General features: G+C 67.2%; 14 protein-coding genes. 6 read left to right on the plus strand and 8 right to left on the minus strand.

Annotated elements, in window-relative coordinates:
- Positions 1-40: 40 nt before the first annotated feature.
- Positions 41-2,350 carry a transglycosylase domain-containing protein gene (locus IDF66_RS11470; RefSeq protein ID WP_190266930.1) on the minus strand — a complete coding sequence of 770 codons (2,310 nt, stop codon included), beginning with the start codon at positions 2,348-2,350 and terminating at the stop codon, positions 41-43.
- 159 nt (positions 2,351-2,509) lie between these two features.
- Positions 2,510-2,899: a DUF5318 family protein gene (locus tag IDF66_RS11475; RefSeq protein ID WP_190266931.1), complete on the minus strand. Its 390-nt coding sequence runs from the start codon at positions 2,897-2,899 to the stop codon at positions 2,510-2,512.
- 172 nt (positions 2,900-3,071) lie between these two features.
- Between IDF66_RS11475 and IDF66_RS11480 the strand changes: the two genes are divergently transcribed.
- From IDF66_RS11480 to IDF66_RS11490, 3 genes are all read left to right on the plus strand, one after another.
- Positions 3,072-3,770 carry a PadR family transcriptional regulator gene (locus IDF66_RS11480; protein ID WP_164309610.1) on the plus strand — a complete coding sequence of 233 codons (699 nt, stop codon included), beginning with the start codon at positions 3,072-3,074 and terminating at the stop codon, positions 3,768-3,770.
- Positions 3,763-4,851, plus strand: a complete 1,089-nt coding sequence (locus IDF66_RS11485) for an inositol-3-phosphate synthase (protein ID WP_164309609.1) — start codon at positions 3,763-3,765, stop codon at positions 4,849-4,851. Before IDF66_RS11480 ends, IDF66_RS11485 begins: the two co-directional genes overlap by 8 nt.
- A gap of 121 nt (positions 4,852-4,972) precedes the next feature.
- Positions 4,973-5,911 carry an NADP-dependent oxidoreductase gene (locus IDF66_RS11490; RefSeq protein WP_190266932.1) on the plus strand — a complete coding sequence of 313 codons (939 nt, stop codon included), beginning with the start codon at positions 4,973-4,975 and terminating at the stop codon, positions 5,909-5,911.
- A gap of 3 nt (positions 5,912-5,914) precedes the next feature.
- Here IDF66_RS11490 and IDF66_RS11495 read toward each other — a convergent pair whose 3' ends face one another.
- Positions 5,915-7,921, minus strand: a complete 2,007-nt coding sequence (locus tag IDF66_RS11495; protein WP_190266933.1) for an aconitate hydratase — start codon at positions 7,919-7,921, stop codon at positions 5,915-5,917.
- A 548-nt stretch (positions 7,922-8,469) separates the two neighbouring features.
- On the opposite strand from IDF66_RS11495, the gene IDF66_RS24040 reads away from it, so the two are divergent.
- Together IDF66_RS24040 and IDF66_RS11505 are read left to right on the plus strand one after the other, a co-directional pair.
- A complete protein-coding gene (locus IDF66_RS24040) occupies positions 8,470-8,814 on the plus strand; it encodes a hypothetical protein (RefSeq protein WP_317628662.1) in 345 nt (114 codons plus the stop codon).
- A 28-nt stretch (positions 8,815-8,842) separates the two neighbouring features.
- Positions 8,843-9,790 (plus strand): calcium/sodium antiporter, encoded by a 948-nt coding sequence (locus IDF66_RS11505; RefSeq protein WP_190266934.1) that lies wholly within the window; start codon positions 8,843-8,845, stop codon positions 9,788-9,790.
- A 336-nt stretch (positions 9,791-10,126) separates the two neighbouring features.
- Here IDF66_RS11505 and IDF66_RS11510 read toward each other — a convergent pair whose 3' ends face one another.
- Both IDF66_RS11510 and IDF66_RS11515 read right to left on the minus strand, forming a co-directional pair.
- Positions 10,127-11,227, minus strand: a complete 1,101-nt coding sequence (locus IDF66_RS11510) for a DNA polymerase domain-containing protein (RefSeq protein ID WP_190266935.1) — start codon at positions 11,225-11,227, stop codon at positions 10,127-10,129.
- A 1-nt stretch (position 11,228) separates the two neighbouring features.
- Entirely contained in the window at positions 11,229-12,284 is a 1,056-nt protein-coding gene (locus IDF66_RS11515) for an ATP-dependent DNA ligase (protein WP_190266936.1), read from the minus strand.
- Between the two features lie 47 nt (positions 12,285-12,331).
- Between IDF66_RS11515 and gluQRS the strand changes: the two genes are divergently transcribed.
- Entirely contained in the window at positions 12,332-13,264 is a 933-nt protein-coding gene (gene gluQRS / locus IDF66_RS11520) for a tRNA glutamyl-Q(34) synthetase GluQRS (RefSeq protein WP_190266937.1), read from the plus strand.
- Between the two features lie 21 nt (positions 13,265-13,285).
- On the opposite strand, the gene IDF66_RS11525 is transcribed toward gluQRS, so the two are convergent.
- The 3 genes from IDF66_RS11525 to tgt all read right to left on the minus strand — a co-directional run bounded on the left by IDF66_RS11525 (position 13,286) and on the right by tgt (position 17,278).
- On the minus strand, positions 13,286-14,305 hold the full coding sequence (locus tag IDF66_RS11525) for a hemolysin family protein (protein ID WP_190266938.1): 1,020 nt from the start codon (positions 14,303-14,305) through the stop codon (positions 13,286-13,288).
- Positions 14,302-15,723: a hemolysin family protein gene (locus IDF66_RS11530; protein ID WP_190266939.1), complete on the minus strand. Its 1,422-nt coding sequence runs from the start codon at positions 15,721-15,723 to the stop codon at positions 14,302-14,304. Before IDF66_RS11530 ends, IDF66_RS11525 begins: the two co-directional genes overlap by 4 nt.
- A 271-nt stretch (positions 15,724-15,994) precedes the next feature.
- Positions 15,995-17,278, minus strand: a complete 1,284-nt coding sequence (gene tgt / locus IDF66_RS11535) for a tRNA guanosine(34) transglycosylase Tgt (protein ID WP_190266940.1) — start codon at positions 17,276-17,278, stop codon at positions 15,995-15,997.
- Between the last annotated feature and the right edge of the window lie 58 nt (positions 17,279-17,336).

Genomic DNA, 17,336 nt, shown 5'->3' on the forward strand with positions numbered 1-17,336 from the left:
CGGACCTGTCGAGTTCTCCTCCGCCACGGCGACTGTCGGCTCAGCCGACCGGAGGGGGCTCCGGAACGTCTCCGCCGCCGGTATCCCCACCGCCGGTGTCTCCGCCGCCGGTATCGCCGCCGTCGCCCGTACCACCACCGGTGTCACCGCCGCCGGAGTCACCGCCGCCCTGGCCGCTGTCGCCGCCTCCCGGTGCCGCGTTGCCCGGCAGCGGGATCGTCACGCCGGGGGCGAGCGTGATGCTGCCACCACCGCCACCGCCGCCGCCGGGGAATCGCTGGGTCGGTCCTTCGTCGCCGGTGCGTGGCGAGCGCGTCCGCGGTGAGTCGTCGTAGGTCACCGGCGGTGGCTCATAGGGGACACCTGCCTGACCGCCGACGGCCTCGGGCTCGGGGAACTGCTGGATGGGCTTCCCGTCGAGCGCACCGTTCATCGTGGCCTGCCAGATGTCGGACGGCAGCATGCTGCCGTAGATCGGCGAGCCGCTGTAGTTCTTGAGCGCGCTGCCGTTATCGGTGCCGACCCAGACAGCGGTGGACAGCTGCGGCGTGTAGCCCACCATCCAGGCATCCTTGTTCTGGCCGGTGTCGCCGAGCTGGGCGGTTCCGGTCTTGGCTGCCGAGGGCCGCGAGCCGAGGCTCGGGTCGCTGAGAGCGTGCCCGTTGGAGTACGAGGCGATCGGCTCGAGGGCGGCGGTCACGTTGTCGGCGACCTTGGCCGGGAAGACGCGTTCGCCCTGGCTGGCCTGATGGTCGTAGAGGACCTCGCCGTCGGAGGTCTCCACCTTCTGCACGAAGTAGGGATCGTGCTTGACACCCGACGCGGCGAGCGTTGCATACGAGGACGCCATGTCGAGCACGCGCGACGGATACTGACCGAGCACCACGCCACCCTCGATGTTGCCGTCCTTGCCCTGCAGGGTCTGCTGGATGTCACCGAAGCTCTGCGCGACACCTGCCTTGTGCGCGGCGGACGCCACGGCCTTCGCCTGTCCGTCGAGATCCATCATCAAGCGGTAGTAGACGGTGTTGAGCGACATCTTCATCGCGGTGGCGAGGTTGCACGATCCGCAGCTCTCGCCGTCGGAGTTCTCGACGGTCAGCCCGCCGGGCGCGTCGTACGGCGCCGAGCTGTAGACCTTCGAGAGCGGGATGCCCTGCTCGAGGGCGGCGACCAGCGCGAAGACCTTGAACGACGAGCCGGTCTGCAATCCGGCCTGGGCGTAGTCCCAGCCGTTGGCATCGTTGCCGCCGAAGTAGCCACGGATACCGCCACTACGCGGATCGACCGACACGACGGAGGTCCGCAGGTCCGAGGGCTCACCCTTGAGCTGATCGTTCGCGGCCTCGACGGCGGACTTCTGCGCCTGCGGATCGATGGTCGTGGTGATCTTCAGACCCTCGGTGCGCACCTGCTGCTCGGAGATGTTCAGCCGGCCCAGCTCGGCGAGGACCTGCTGCTTGATGAGGCCGTTCGAACCGGGGGTGTCGTCGGACTGGGCCCGGGCGTTGGGCACCTTCGGGTACTTCATCGCGGCGCGATCGCTCGGTTTGATCGACCCGATGGCCACCATGCCGTCGAGCACGTAGTTCCAGCGCGCCTCGGCGGCCTCGGGATTGATCTCCGGGTCGTAGTACGAGGGAGAGCGGATGGCTGCGGCGAGAACCGCGGATTCCTCCGGCGTGAGGTTCTTGACGTCCTTGCGGAAGTAGGCCTGCGACGCCGCGGACACGCCGTAGGCGCCACGACCGAAGTAGATCGTGTTGAGGTACGCGGCCATGATGTCTTCTTTGGACCACTCGTTCGACATCTTCGTCGCGAGCGCGAGTTCCTTGAACTTGCGCTCGTAGCTGTGTTCGTCACCGACGAGCGCGTTCTTCACGTACTGCTGGGTGATCGTCGAACCGCCGCCGGCCTCACCACCGTTGCCGGTCACCTGACCGATCGCGGCGCGGGACAGACCACGGACCGAGAAGCCCGAATTGCTGCGGAATTCGCGGTCCTCGGCAGCGATCACCGCATCCTGCATCGATTTGGGGACGTCGGAGATCTTGACGTCGCTGCGGTTGCCCTCGGGCGGGACCACTCGGGCAAGGGTCTTGCCGTTGTCATAGGTGATCGTCGCGACCTGGTTCTGCTTGATGTCCCCTGGCGCGGGCACCGACGCACCGAAGTACGTCAGCATGAACGCCAGGATGCCCACCAGCGCGATGGCCGGGACGACGGCGCCGATGATCCCGAAGCCCCACGCGAGCCGCTTGTGACGTCGGCGCACGGGGTCATCGGCCTGCGCGCGGGGCGTCCGGCCACCGCCGCGTGGGGCGGACGACGTTCCGCGTGTGCTGCTCATCGACCAACCTTCCTATCGTCGCGACCGACCAATTCAGCGCTTTTCACAGACCTTCTCCGTCGTTATTCGTTATCCCACTGTGACCCACGCAGACGTGTCCAAGCAAAAAGGACGTCCGGGGGTCGATGGGTGATCCGCGGCGGGGCGGGCACCCGGAGGTTACTTCGCCACCCGTCGCGTGCGCGTGGAACGTGGTGGCAAACCCGTAACGTACGACTGCACGAGATGGTTCCAACTGCACGTCCGGCACACCTCGACCACGTGCACCGAGAACTCTTCGGCGGTGGCGGCCAGACCGGCGATCTCGTCGTTGGTGCGGGCCGAACCCGACACCTGCCCGAGCTTCTCGCCGAACACCCAGGAAACGAGGGTGACCTGCTCTTTCCGGCAGATCGGGCAGAGCGCATCGGAGGGGCGGCCGTGGAACTTGGCCGCACGCAACAGATACGGACTCGCGTCGCAGACGTCGGCCATGGCGGTCCGTCCGGAATGGACGTCGGACAGCCGTGACCTCCTCTGCAGGGCGTAGTCGACGATCTGGCGTTGCACGAGTTCAAGGGTACGTGGTCGGTCCGGCGGCTGTCGGTGTGACGGTCATCCCGAGAGAGCGTGTCGAACGGGTCGCCCACACGGTGCACCCGCTGTAGACGCGAGTTATATCGCTGCGATACATTGGTGATCACATCAGAGCGACGTGTCGAACGGGAAGGAGTGAGCACCGATGTTGGAGCTCGCGATTCTCGGATTACTCCTCGAATCCCCGATGCACGGCTATGAACTGCGAAAACGCCTCACCGGGCTACTCGGCGCGTTTCGTGCGTTCTCCTACGGGTCGCTCTATCCGACGCTGCGTCGGATGCAGGCCGACGGCATCATCGACGAGGCGACAGCGCCGACCGGGGTGAAGGTGCGACGCGGTCGGCGGGTCTATCAACTCACCGACGTCGGCCGGGAACGCTTCAGCGAGCTCGTCGCCGACACCGGGCCGCAGAACTACACCGACGACGGATTCGGTGTGCATCTCGCGTTCTTCAGCCGGACACCGGCCGTCGCGAGGATGCGGATCCTGGAAGGTCGCCGCCGCCAGGTGGAAGAGCGTCGCGAAGGTCTCCGGGAGATCGTCGGCCGTTCCAATCGCGCCGTCGACCGCTACACCCGCCAGCTCCATCAGCTCAGCCTCGAATCCAGTGAGCGTGAGGTGCGGTGGCTCAACGAGCTGATCGCGGCAGAGGCATCGGAGAACGAGGCCGACGCCGAAAACCGACGGGATCCGCTCACGGACACCGTCGACAGTGACTTCCACGTTGCGGGCTCAGAGCAGAGCCGCGACGGGGGGCAAGAAGAAACCGAACACCAGAGAACACCGGTGGCGCAGCGATCTGCGACGCCCCGAGTAGAAGGAGAACCCGACCATGGGTGAGCCAAATAAGGTGCGCGTGGCCATTGTGGGCGTAGGAAACTGCGCTTCATCCTTGGTCCAGGGCGTGCAGTACTACAAGGACGCCGACGAGAATGCCTCGGTGCCCGGCCTGATGCACGTGAAGTTCGGGCAGTATCACGTCCGCGACGTCGAGTTCGTCGCCGCGTTCGACGTCGACGCCAAGAAGGTCGGCTTCGACCTCTCCGACGCGATCTTCGCGAGCGAGAACAACACCATCAAGATCGCCGACGTCCCGCCGACCGGCGTGACCGTGCAGCGCGGTCAGACCCTCGACGGTCTCGGCAAGTACTACCGCGAGACCATCACCGAGGCCGAGGGCAGCGGCGTCGACGTCGTGCAGGCGCTCAAGGACGCCGAGGTCGACGTACTGGTCTCCTACCTCCCGGTGGGTTCCGACCAGGCCGACAAGTTCTATGCGCAGTGCGCCATCGACGCGAACGTCGCGTTCGTCAACGCCCTGCCGGTGTTCATCGCCTCCGACCCCGAGTGGGCCAAGAAGTTCACCGACGCCGGTGTCCCGATTGTCGGCGACGACATCAAGAGCCAGGTCGGTGCCACCATCACCCACCGCGTGATGGCGAAGCTGTTCGAGGATCGCGGCGTGACGCTGGACCGCACCTACCAGCTCAACGTCGGCGGCAACATGGACTTCAAGAACATGCTCGAGCGTGAGCGTCTGGAGTCCAAGAAGGTCTCCAAGACCCAGGCCGTGACCTCCAACCTGACCGGCTCGCTGGCCGGCAAGGTCGAGGACAAGAACGTCCACATCGGACCGTCGGATCACGTCGCATGGCTCGACGACCGCAAGTGGGCCTACGTGCGCCTCGAGGGTCGCGCCTTCGGTGACGTACCGCTGAACCTCGAGTACAAGCTCGAGGTCTGGGACTCCCCCAACTCGGCAGGCATCATCATCGACGCCGTGCGCGCCGCGAAGATCGCCAAGGACCGTGGCATCGGCGGACCGATCCTCCCGGCCTCGGCTTACCTGATGAAGAGCCCGCCGGAGCAGCTCGCCGACGATGTCGCCCGCCAGCAGCTCGAGACGTTCATCCAGGGCTGATCACTGCACTGAGTTCACCGAGATCGTCCCCGTGAGCGGGGTCCGAGGGTATCACCCCGGACGAGGCTCACGGGGACGATTTCGTCGGTGCCCCCAGGTCGGCCGGCGCTAGCCTGGGTTCATGCAGGTTCGACGCTGGGTGGCGACCGGGTTCGGTGGTCTCGACGATTTCGCGTTCATCGACGACGACCTCGGTCCGCCGGGGCCTGGTGAGGTGACCATCGGCGTGCGGGCGGCAGGCGTCAACCCCGCCGATCTCAAACACGCACAGCGCGGCACCGACCCGTCACAGCTCCCGCTCCCCATCGGCTACGAGGTGTCTGGTCAGATCCTCGCGATCGGCCCCGACACCGAGATCGCCTCGGGTGGCGGTGCCGTCGGCGATGCCGTACTGGCCTTCCGAGTCCAGGGTGGCTACGCCACCGCGCTGACCGTGCCTGCGGAGAAGGTGTTCGCCAAACCGGCATCGCTCGATGAACCGTCCGCCGCCAATCTGCTGCTCGCCGGCTGCACCGCCGCTGACATGCTGCGCGCGGCGCGCGTGGAGCGCGACGAGACCGTCCTCCTGCACGCCGCATCCGGCGCGGTCGGTGTCGCGGTGCTACAGCTCGCCAGACTCCGTGGCATCACGGTGATCGGCACCGCTCGGCCCGAGAACTTCGAACGCATCCGCGAATTCGGCGGTGTCCCTGTCCAATACGGCCCCGGACTGGCCGACCGGGTGCGCGCCGCCACGCCCCGTGGAATCGCGGCCGCCCTCGACGCCGTCGGCACCGATGAAGCCGTCGACACCTCGCTCGAACTGGTGGCCGATCGCTCCCGGATCGTCACGGTCGTGGCTGCGCAGCGAGCCTCCGCAGAGGGTTTCATCGCGCTGGGCGGAGGGCAGCCGGAAAGCCTCGAGTTCCGCGATGCGGTGCGCTCGAGCCTCGTACGACTAGCCGCCGCAGGCGATCTCGTCGTGCCTGTGGCGCGCACCTTCCCACTCGCGGACGCGCGTGCTGCGCTCGAGTTCGTCAGCGGTGGCCATCCGGGCGGAAAGGTCGCGCTGATCCCCTGATCTTCAGCTGATCTCGCCACTGTGCTGCAGAACGGTCTCCTTCGCCTCCTGCACATCGGACTCCCCCTCGGCCGCCAGCCGCGGGATGAGTCCGCCCGCGAGGACGTCGGCGACCTGCCGAGGCGACAGGCGGTGCCGAACCGGGAATGTCGTTCCCTTCGTGACGTTCTCGATCCTCATCTCGTCGGTCGACCCCAGGCTGTCCCGAATGCCGGTCACCTTCAGGATGTCGTCCTGATCGATCGCATCGTGGTCGGCGGGATCGCCGAACTCGACGGCCAGCACGCCGAAGTTGGCGAGGTTCTGCCAATGGATGCGAGCAAAGGATTTCGCGATCACCATCCTCAGGCCGAGATGTCGCGGAGCGATGGCCGCGTGCTCGCGCGACGAACCCTGACCGTAGTTCTCGCCGCCGATGATGATGTGACCGTCCTCGGCCGCGGCGGCCCGCTCCGGATAGGTCTCGTCGACCTGGGTGAAGCTGAACTGCGACAGCTTCGGGATGTTCGACCGGAACGGCAGCGCCCGCGCACCGGCCGGTGAGATCTCGTCGGTGGAGATGTTGTCGCCGACCTTCAGCAGCACCGGCGCCTCGATGACGTCGGGCAACGCGTCGAGATCCGGCAGACTGGAGATGTTCGGGCCCTTGATCGGTTCGACTGTCGCAGCGGCCTGCGCGTCGATCGGCGATACCAGCATGGCGGTGTTGATCGAGTGTTCACGGGGGAAGTCGAGCTGCGGGTACGTCATGCCGACGTCGGCTGCCCAGTCGCGGGGATCAGTGATCACGCCGGTGAGCGACGATGCCGCCGCGGTCTCGGGCGAACACAGCCACACCGAGTCCTCGCGGGTGCCCGAGCGGCCGGGAAAGTTGCGCGGCATGGTGCGCAACGAGTTCCGGCCGGTCGCCGGCGCCTGCCCCATCCCGATACATCCCATACAGCCGGCCTGGTGGATGCGTGCACCACCGATCACGAGCTGGGTGGTCGAGCCCATCGTGGTGAGGTCGGTGAGGATCTCCCGCGACGTCGGGTTCACGTCGAAACTCACCTCCGGCGCGGTCTGTCGGCCATCGATCATCGCAGCCGCGATGGCGAAGTCACGGAGCCCCGGGTTCGCGCTCGACCCGATGACGACCTGCGAGATCTCCTCACCGGCCACCTCGCGGACGGGTACGACGTTGCCCGGCGACGACGGCTTCGCGATCAACGGCTCGATCGTCGACAGGTCGATGGTGTCGCTGATGTCGTAGTCGGCACCGTCGTCGGCGACCAACTCGGTCCAGTCGTCCTCGCGGCCCTCGGCACGCAGGAAGTCACGCACCTCGTCGTCGCTCGGGAAGACCGTTGTGGTGGCGCCGAGTTCGGCGCCCATGTTGGCGATGACGTGACGGTCCATCGCGGTCAACGACGCCAGACCCGGTCCATGGTACTCGATGATCCGATTGACGCCGCCCTTCACGTCGTGACGACGCAGCATCTCGAGGATCACATCTTTGGCCGAACACCATTCGGGCAGTTCACCTTCCAGCCGCACACCCCAGATCTCGGGCATTCGGATGTTGAGCGGGTGCCCGGCGATCGCCAGGGCGACCTCGAGCCCGCCGACGCCGATCGCGAGCATGCCGAGAGATCCGGCGGCCGGGGTGTGCGAATCCGAACCGACCATCGTCTTGCCCGGTGCACCGAACCGTTGCATGTGGGTCGGGTGCGAGACCCCGTTTCCGGGTTTCGAGAACCAGAGCCCGAATCGTTCGCATGCCGTGCGGAGATACTCGTGATCCTCGGCGTTCTTCTCGTCGGTCTGCAGCAGGTTGTGGTCGACGTACTGCACGCTGACCTCGGTGCGGGCCCGGTCGAGACCGAGCGCCTCGAGTTCCTGCATGACCAGCGTGCCGGTGGCGTCCTGGGTGAGGGTCTGATCGATCCGGATCGCGATCTCCTCGCCAGGTGTCATCTCACCCTTCTCGAGATGCGAACCGATGAGTTTCCGGGCCACGTTGTCCGGCATGACGCACTCCTCGCCGCAGAATCGTCTGCAGCGGCGACGTCTCCCGACAGCTCGAGTCCGAGCAGATGGGCTGTCGTCGAACCGTCGGTGGGGCCCGTCTCGGGCCGTGCCGCTGCGACGCGATCTGACGTTGTGCTCGGACCGACTCCATGGTTCCAGCCCGACGGCCCGCCCGCCACGAGATCGGGGTGATCGGGCGGCGGATCGGTGACGTTGGGCCCACGACACGCGCCCCCGACGAGCGCATGCTGAGGACATGAACACCGCAGTTGCCCTCACCGTAAGCGCGTTGGTGACTGGCGCCGCCGCGGTGGGATATCGACGACTACTGCGGCAGCCGATCCTCACCTGGGGCGCCACCGACGACGAGGCGGCGGCGCCGCTGCCCGGTGGCGACCTGCTGCCCGACGCCGACGGCATGTCCACGCGCGCAATCACCATCCACGCGCGCCCCGAGCACGTCTACCCGTGGCTCGCGCAGATGGGACCTGCCCCCCCGGGGCGGCGCCTACACCTACGACTGGATCGAGAACCTGCTCGGCCTGCACATGCACAGCACCGATCGGGTCCTCGACGAGTTCCAACACCCGGCGATCGGTGAGGTCATCGCGCTCGGACCGAACCGGATGCGGATCGCCGTCGCGGACCCGGGACACGCGTTCGCAACCCGGTCAGACGACGGCAACTGGGTCTGGGCGTTCACGATCGTCGAACCCGGCGACTGCACGACACGACTCATCAGCCGCAACCGCTTCCGCCTGCCCCGTCTGCGCGACCGGATCGGCATGCTGCCGATGGAGCCGGGATCACTGATCATGGAGCGCAAGATGCTGCGGGGAATCCGGGAGCGCGCCGAGACGCTGGCGCGTCGCGAGCAGGTGGGCTCCGCCTGAACCCCGCCGCGGACGTCATAATCAGCGCATGAACTCCTACGTGCTGGTCGTCGTGGGGCTGGCCGCGCTGATCGTCGGCGCGGAGGGGCTGGTGCGTGGCGGTTCGGCGATCGCGGCGCGACTGGGGATCTCGCCGATGCTCGTCGGCGTGACGGTGGTGTCGATCGGCACGAGCCTCCCGGAACTCGCCGTGGGCATCGACGCCGCGGTGCACGATGCGGGTCCACTCGCCGTCGGCAACATCGCGGGCACCAACATCGTCAACATCCTTCTCATCCTGGGTCTTTCGGCGGCCATGGTGCCGTTGACGCTGCGCAGGCAGACCATTCGGCTCGACCTACCGGTCATGGTGGTGAGCGCGCTGCTGCTGTGGGCGCTCGCTGCCAACGGATCGATGTCGCGGCTCGACGGCACCATCCTGCTGGTGCTCGCGATCGCCTACACCATCACGGTCGTCCGGGCCGAGATCTCCGGCGACGACGCACCGCTTCCCGAAGTGCTCGACACCGCGCCGGCCCCCGACCGGACCGGTTGGCGGATCGTGCAACTCGTCGGCGGGATGGCCGTGGTCATCGTCGGCGCCGAGTGGCTGGTGACCGGTGCGGTCGACGTCGCGGGCGACCTCGGTGTCAGCGAGGCCGTCATCGGCCTGACCGTGGTGGCGATCGGGACGTCGGCGCCGGAGCTGGCCACCACGATCATGTCCACCATCCGTGGCGAACGCGACCTCGCGATCGGTAACCTCATCGGGTCGAGTATCTACAACGTGACGTTCATCCTCGGCGCAACGTCGTTGTTCCGGCCGTTGGAGGTCACCGACGAACTCATCCGGATCGACCTGCCGCTGATGGCCGCGGTGGCACTTATCTGTGTGCCGGTGTTCCTGACCGGACGGCGGATCACGCGGCTCGAGGGGGTGGCGTTCGTCGTCGGGTACGTGGTGTACCTGGTGCTGGTGATCGCGTTGCGTACGTGAGTGTTTGGTGGTCTGGGTGGGGTGGTCTCGATACGCCGGGCTCGCAAGCTCGCTCGGCTACTCGACCAGCGGACGGGGGGCGGCTCGCAAGCTCGCTCGGCTACTCGACCAGCGGACGGGGGCGGCTCGCAAGCTCGCTCGGCTACTCGACCAGCGGATGGGGCGGCTCGTGACATTCACCCGGCTACTCGACCAGCGGACGGGACGGTTCGCAAGCTCGCTCGGCTACTCGACCAGCGGATGGGGGCCGTTCATGACGCTCACCCGTCGACCAGCGGACGGGGCGATTCGCAACTTCGCCCGGCTACTCGACCAGCGGACGGGGGCGGTTCGTGATCACCCCTCGATGCGATTGCCCTTGTCGTCCCAGTGTGCGGCGACCTTCTTGCTGGGCTGCACCCGCGGTGGTTCGCCGGGCATCTTGGGATAGCTGGGCGGATACGGCATGTCGCCGAGACCGTTCGCGTCGTCGCGCTGCACCATCTCCAGCAGCGGTTCGAGACCGCGTCGATGATCGGCGATGTCGGCCATCGGATCTCCCCGTCGCGCAACGAGTTCGGGAACGTTCGCGATCGTGCAGTCGTCGGGATTCACGTCCGCCAACTCATCCCAGGTGACCGGGGTCGACACCCGCGCATTGGGGCTTCGGCGCGCCGAGTAGGGCGAGGCCATCGTGCGGTCCCGGGCATTCTGGTTGTAGTCGATGAAGATCCGCTCACCGCGTTCCTCCTTCCACCATGACGGGGTGACGCCCTGGGGGTCGCGACGTTCCATCTCACGCGCGATCGCGATCACGGCTCGTCGGCCGGCGATGAAGTCCCACTTCGGCTCGATGGGCACGTAAACGTGGATACCGCGCCCGCCGGAAGTCTTCGGAAAACCCTTGTACCCCAACTCCTCCAGCAACGGCGCGAGCACCTCGATCGCGACGCGGCGGACGTCGTCGAAGTCGGTTCCGGGTTGCGGATCGAGGTCGATCCGTAGCTGGTCGGGGTGATCATTGTCCGGCGCCACCTCATTCGGCCCGCTCGCTACCGCTCCCGGCGCCAGGGTGGGCCACGTGTGGAAGGTGAATGTGCCCAGGTTCGCGCCCCACACGATGTCGGCGGGAATGGTCGGCTTGATCGCGTCACCTGTTCTGCCGGAAGGGAACACGATGCGCGTCGACTGCACGTGGTCGGGACGCTTCTTCGCGATGTGCTTCTGATAGATCTCTTCACCGTCGACGCCGTCGGGGAATCGCTGCAGGAAGGTCGGCCGATCCCGCACGGCGGTCATGATCGCACCTTGAAGGGCGATCTCACGGTAATAGCCGACGAGATCCCGCTTGCGCCCACCGTTCTCGCCGAGTTCGGGGAAGTAGATCTTGTCGGGATTGCTCAGCCGGACGGCGATTCCGTCGACGTCGAGTTCCTCGGCGGGTGATCGGGATGCCATGTCAGGAGTCCCCTTCCAGCACATCGTGCAGGTCGTAGGTGAGGGGCACCTCTAGTTGGTCGTAGGTGCAGCTCTCCGGTTCGCGATCGGGTCGCCACCGCAGGAACTTGACGGTGTGCCGGAATCGGTGGTTCTCCATCTGGTCGTAGGCGACCTCGACGACGAGTTCGGGGCGGATCGGGATCCATTCGCCTGACTTCTCCGAGCGCCACCGCGTCGGCTCACCCGGGCTTGGCTTGTCGGGGTCGGTCCGCATGGGCTCGAACATCTCTTGCAGTTCGATGCGTTTGGCGTCGGAGAACGCGCCGGCCCCGCCGACCATGCGCAGCTCGCCGTCGGCGTAGAGCCCGAGGAGCATCGATCCCAGCCCGGTGCCACTCTTGTGCACGCGGTAGCCGAAGACCACGCAGTCGGCGGTGCGCTTGTGCTTGACCTTCACCATCTCCCGTTTGCCCTCGACGTAGGCACCGTCGAGTCGCTTGCCGACGACACCGTCGAGGCCTGCCCCCTCGAATGCGGTGAACCAGTCGGTGGCGGTTACGGGGTCCGCCGTCACCCGGCTGACCTTGAGGAGTCGTTCGCCGCGGCCATCCGGATCGATCGCCTGCAGCAAGGCCTCGCGCCGGACGGGGAACGGCTCACCCGTGACGCTCGCCTTGCCCAACGCCAGCGCGTCGAACCCGATGAAGATCGCCGGCGTCTTCTCCGCCAGCATGGTGACCCGCGATTCGGCGGGGTGGATGCGCTGCGCGAGCGAGTCCCAGTCGAGCCGGTGCGTGTCGCCGATGAGGGCCGGCACGCCGATCTCGCCGTCGACGACCGCTTTGTCCGGCAGTTCGTCCTTGGCCGCGGCGACGAGCTCGGGAAAGTAGCGGGCCAGGTCCTTTCCGCCCCTCGACCCGATGGTGACCTCGTCGCCGTCACGAAAGATCAACGCACGAAAGCCATCCCATTTCGGTTCGTAGGACCAGACCGGATCGCCGTCCGGCTGATCGGGCACGGCCGTGACGGCCTTGGCGAGCATCGGGGCAACAGGCGGCATCACCGGGAGGTCCACGGGTCTCATGGTACGTCGGGGGTGAGTCTCGGTACGCTCATCCGCACATGGACATCGGACCCGGACTCCCAGCGCCGACGCCGGCGGGACGCTTCGCACCGTCGCCGTCGGGTGAGTTGCACGTCGGCAATCTCCGCACCGCCGTGCTGGCCTGGTTGTTCGCCCGCACCACCGGACGCGGGTTCGTCATCCGGATGGAGGATCTCGATCGGACGGCGGTCGGCGCCGACCAGCAGCAACTCGCCGACCTCGCCGCGATCGGCCTCGACTGGGACCCGCCGGTGATCTATCAGACCGGCCGACAGGAGATCTATCAGTCGGTGATCGACGATCTCCGTGACGCCGGCCGCACGTTCGAGTGCTTCTGCACCCGGCGGGAGATCCTCGAGGCACCGTCGGCGCCGCATGCACCGCAGGGCGCCTATCCGGGTACATGCCGGGATCTCACGGCGGCGCAGCGCGTCGAGAGGCGGGCAACCGGCCGTCCTCCTGCGGTGCGCCTGCGTTCGGACACCGACGTGTTCACCGTCGACGACCTGCTGCACGGCAACCACACCGGGGCCGTCGACGACTTCGTCATCCAACGCAATGACGGCACACCGGCGTACAACCTCGCCGTCGTCGTCGACGATGCCGCGCAAGGGATCGATCAGGTGGTGCGTGGCGACGACCTGCTGTCGTCGGCGCCGCGGCAGGCCTATCTCGCCACGCTGCTCGGGCACACGCCGCCGACCTACGCCCACGTGCCGATGGTGCTGAACTCCGAGCACGTCCGCCTCAGCAAACGTGACGGCGCGGTCACCCTGACCGATCTGGCCGAGCGCGGGGTGACCGCCGATGACGTGCTGTCGCATATGGCGTCGTCGCTGGGATTGGCCGATCGAGGTGAGCCGGTCGACATCGCCGCCATCCTCGAGCGGTTCCGGCCTGCCGCGCTCCCCCGTGATCCGTGGATTCTCACCGACGACGAGTGGTCGTGAGCGTTCGCGGGGGCTCCTCGGTCAGCCGGACCTCGTGGCCAGCAACCTCTCGAGCACGTCGTCGAGCGTGAGCAGACCGAGGACGCGGCCGCCGTCGACGACCGTCGCGACGTGGCCCTTCGACTCGCGCATCGCCGACAGCGCCTCGTAGACCGGAACGCTCGACACGAACGAGAGCACCGGCCGCATCAGGTCGGCGGCCGTGGTGTCGGGCCCGGCGGCGAGACTGTCGCGGACGTGGACGACACCGTCGATCGCGGTGGTGTCGTCGGACCCGTTGGCTCGCACCAGGAGTCGTCGATGATTACTGCGGCGCGAAGCCTCCTGGATCTGCTCCGGCGTCGCCGACCTCGGCACCGCGGTCACCGCACCGTGGCCGATCACGTCACCGACGGTGAGCGACTGGAGTTCCAGTGCACTGGTCAGGTGGGCGTGATACCGCTCGTCCAGGGTGCCGACAGTTGCCGAGTGCTCGACGAGATGTCGGAGGGCTTCCGAATCCTGGCCGGAGGCAACCTGATCGACGGCCTCGACCCCGACCTTCGCGAGGCACCAGTTGGCCAGCCGGTTCAGCTGCACGATGACCGGCCGTGTGACCCACATGAACGCCCGCATCGGCAACGCGAGCATGGTCGCCGACCGTTCGGGATGGGCGATGGCCCACGACTTCGGCGCCATCTCACCGACCACGAGGTGCAGGAAGGTCACGATGATCAGCGCGAGTACGAAGCCGGCGATGTCGGCGGTCCACAGCGGTAGACCCCAACTCTCGAACGCCGGTGTGAGCCAGTGGTGCACAGCAGGTTTGGTGATCGCGCCGAGCGCCAGGGTGCACACCGTGATGCCCAGTTGCGATCCGGCCAGCAGCACCGACAGTTCGGAGGCGCTACGCAATGCTGCGCGCGCCGACCGACTCGTGGGTGCGGCGTCCTCGAGACGGTGACGGCGCGCCGCGATCAGTGCGAACTCCACCGCGACGAAGAACGCGCTCGCCGCGATCAGGCCGACCGTCGCGATGACGACGATCCATGGGTTGCTCATCGCGCACCGCCTTCCTCGGTCGCGTCGACGTGCCGTCCGCGACCCGATCGGGCCTCCGACGGCACCGGGGTCATGGTCAACTGCACCGACGACGGCACGTGCCGGTCGACGGCGAGCACCACGACGCGTACCGACTGCGGGCCGATCGGTTCGTCGTGCGCCAGCAGAGCGGGATCGGGTTCGAGGTCGAACACGACCTCGTCGCCGACGTCGGGCAGTCCGCCGAACTCGCCGATCACCAGGCCGGCGATGGTCTCGTGGTCGTCGTCGGGCAGGTCGTGGCCGATCTCGCGGGATACCTCGTCGAGATGGGTGTCCCCGCGGATCAGCCAGCCGTCGCCGGTGTGCTCGATCGCCTCCGGCGCATCCGGATCGTGTTCGTCGTCGATCTCGCCCACGAGTTCCTCGGCGATGTCCTCGACCGTCACGACCCCGGCGAATCCGCCGTACTCGTCGATCACCACCGCCATCTCGTCGTGTGCCTCCTCGATCTGGGCGATCACCTCGGGGAGCGGCAGCGACGTCGGCACGATGACCGGCCGTCGGCACACGTCGGCGGCGGTCGCAGACGGGTCGGTGGCGGCGGCGGCCGACCACACGAGCAGATCGTGCAGGTGGACGACGCCGACGATCTCGGCGTCGTCGTCGGTCACCGGGTAGCGGGTATGGCCGGTGCTCATTCGCGTGAGCACCGACGACGCGGTGTCGTCGTCGGCGACACAGTCGACCCGGGTGCGCGGGATCATCGCGTGACCGGCTGTGCGCGTGGGGAAGTCGAGGATGCGGTCCAGCAGGGTGGACAGATCCGCGGGGAGCTCACCGGCGTCGCGCGACTCGGCGACGATGTGTTCGAGGTCGCGGGGCGTGGCCGAGTGTTCGACGTCGTGCACGGGTTCGATGCGCAGCAGCCGGAGCAGCAGGTTCGAGGATTTGTCGAACAGCGCGATGAGCCAGCCGAACACTGCGAGGTAGGCGGTCGTCGACCGGGCCAGCCAGCGCGCGACCGGTTCGGGCCGGGCGATCGCCAGGTTCTTGGGGAACAGCTCGCCCAGCACCATCTGGATGACGGTGGAGAACAGGATCGCGATGACGGTGCCGATCGCGACCCCGGCGGCGACCGGGATTCCGACGTCGCCGAGGAGTTCGCCGACGCCGCTACCGATGAGCGGTTCGGCGACGTATCCGACGAGAAGTCCGGTGATGGTGATGCCCAGCTGGGCACCGGACAGCATGAAGGAGGTACGGCGGGTGACGGAGAGTGCACGCGCGGCGGCGGCGTCACCGGCCTCGGCTCGAGCGCGTAGTCGAGATCGGTCGACCGCCATGTAGGCGAACTCCTGAGCGACGAAATAGCCGGTCAGGGCGGTGATGAGGAAGACAACGAGGATGCCGGCAGCGATACCGAGGAGGGTCAGCACGACGACCTCCGGGCAGCCGCGACGGCGTGGTCGTCAGGCAGGGTGGAGCAGGGGTGGGCGGATCGTCGTCGGCGTTTTCGGCGCTTGGCGCGTCGCATCGTCTCTCTCGGTTCGGGCTCGGGGGTACCCCTTCAGGGTGCCGAGTCGGCGTATTCTTCGCAATCTCAACGAGCCGGACAGGGTTGTGGTTCCCGGTGCCGGGGGCCATGGCGATCCGGCCGAGGCAGCCGGGTGGGGTGGACGGCCTTGCCGCCGAACGGACTCGGTGAACTCAGGAACCGGAGCTGCGCGAACCCGCGTAGTACCGGCTCAGGAAGTCGTCGCGGTACTCGATGTAGTTCCCGGCCTCGATGGCGCGGCGTGCACCGTCGACCATCTGCACGATGAACGACACGTTGTGCAGCGTCGCGAGGGTCGCGGCGAGACCTTCCTTGGCCTTGAACAGATGGTGCAGGTAGGCACGAGTGTATTGCGAGGTGTAGTTCTCGACTTCGGGATCGAGCGGTCGAAAGTCTCTGCGATAGCGCGCATTGGTGATGTTGTAGCGGCCGTCGCGCGAATAGATCGCCCCGTTGCGGGCGACTCGCGTCGGTGACACGCAGTCGAAGGTGTCGGCACCGTTCTCGATGGCGGTGAAGATGTCGTCGGGCTCGCTGATGCCCAGCAGGTGCTTTGCCGAGTCCTCGGGCAGCTCCTCGTTGACCCAGCCGACGATGGTGCCGAGGTCGTCTTTCGTCAACGCACCGCCGATCCCGTACCCGCCGAAGCCCCGGCCGCCGTCGGCCTGGTCCATCGCGCTCATGGTGACCAGGTCCCGGGCGGCCTTACGGCGCAGATCCTCGTACTGGGCGCCCTGGATGACCCCCCACAGCGACTGCGGCGGACGATGGATGCGCTCGCGGGTCAGCCGATTGTGTTCGGCGAGACAGCGAATCGCCCACAGTCGGGTGCGCTCCAGCGAATTCTCCTGATACATACGGGTGTTCATCAGGGTGGTCAGTTCGTCGAACGCAAAGATGATGTCGGCGCCCAGCTGATGCTGGATCTGCATCGAGACCTCCGGGGTGAACCGGTGGGCCGACCCGTCGAGATGCGACTTGAAGGTGACGCCGTCGTCGTCGACGGCCGAGAGTCGCTCCTTGCCGGCGGCGGTCGCATCGTCGTTCTGCTCGCCGACGACATCCATCGAGATGACCTTCTTGAACCCGACGCCGAGGGACATGACCTGGAATCCGCCACTGTCGGTGTAGGTGGGACCCCGCCAGTTCATGAAGGCGCCGAGCCCGCCGGCCTCGTCGACGATGTCGGGGCCCGGCTGCAGATAGAGGTGATAGGCGTTGGCGAGCACCGCCTGCGCGCCGAGCGCCTCGACGGACTCGGGCAGCACCGTCTTGACCGTGGCCTTGGTCCCGACCGGCACGAACGCTGGTGTGTGGATGCGGCCGTGTGGGGTGTCGATGACACCGGTGCGGCCCATCGTGCCGGGCAGCGACGTGCCGACGGTGAAGGAATGGTCGGGGGGCAGAGCAGTGTCGCTGGAACTCACCCGATGCATCCTTGCAGGTGGGCGGGTGTAACCCAAACCCAGCAGGCGTTCGGGAGGCCGCGCGAAC

This window comes from Gordonia hankookensis (assembly GCF_014673215.1).
GTDB classification, from domain to species: domain Bacteria; phylum Actinomycetota; class Actinomycetes; order Mycobacteriales; family Mycobacteriaceae; genus Gordonia; species Gordonia hankookensis.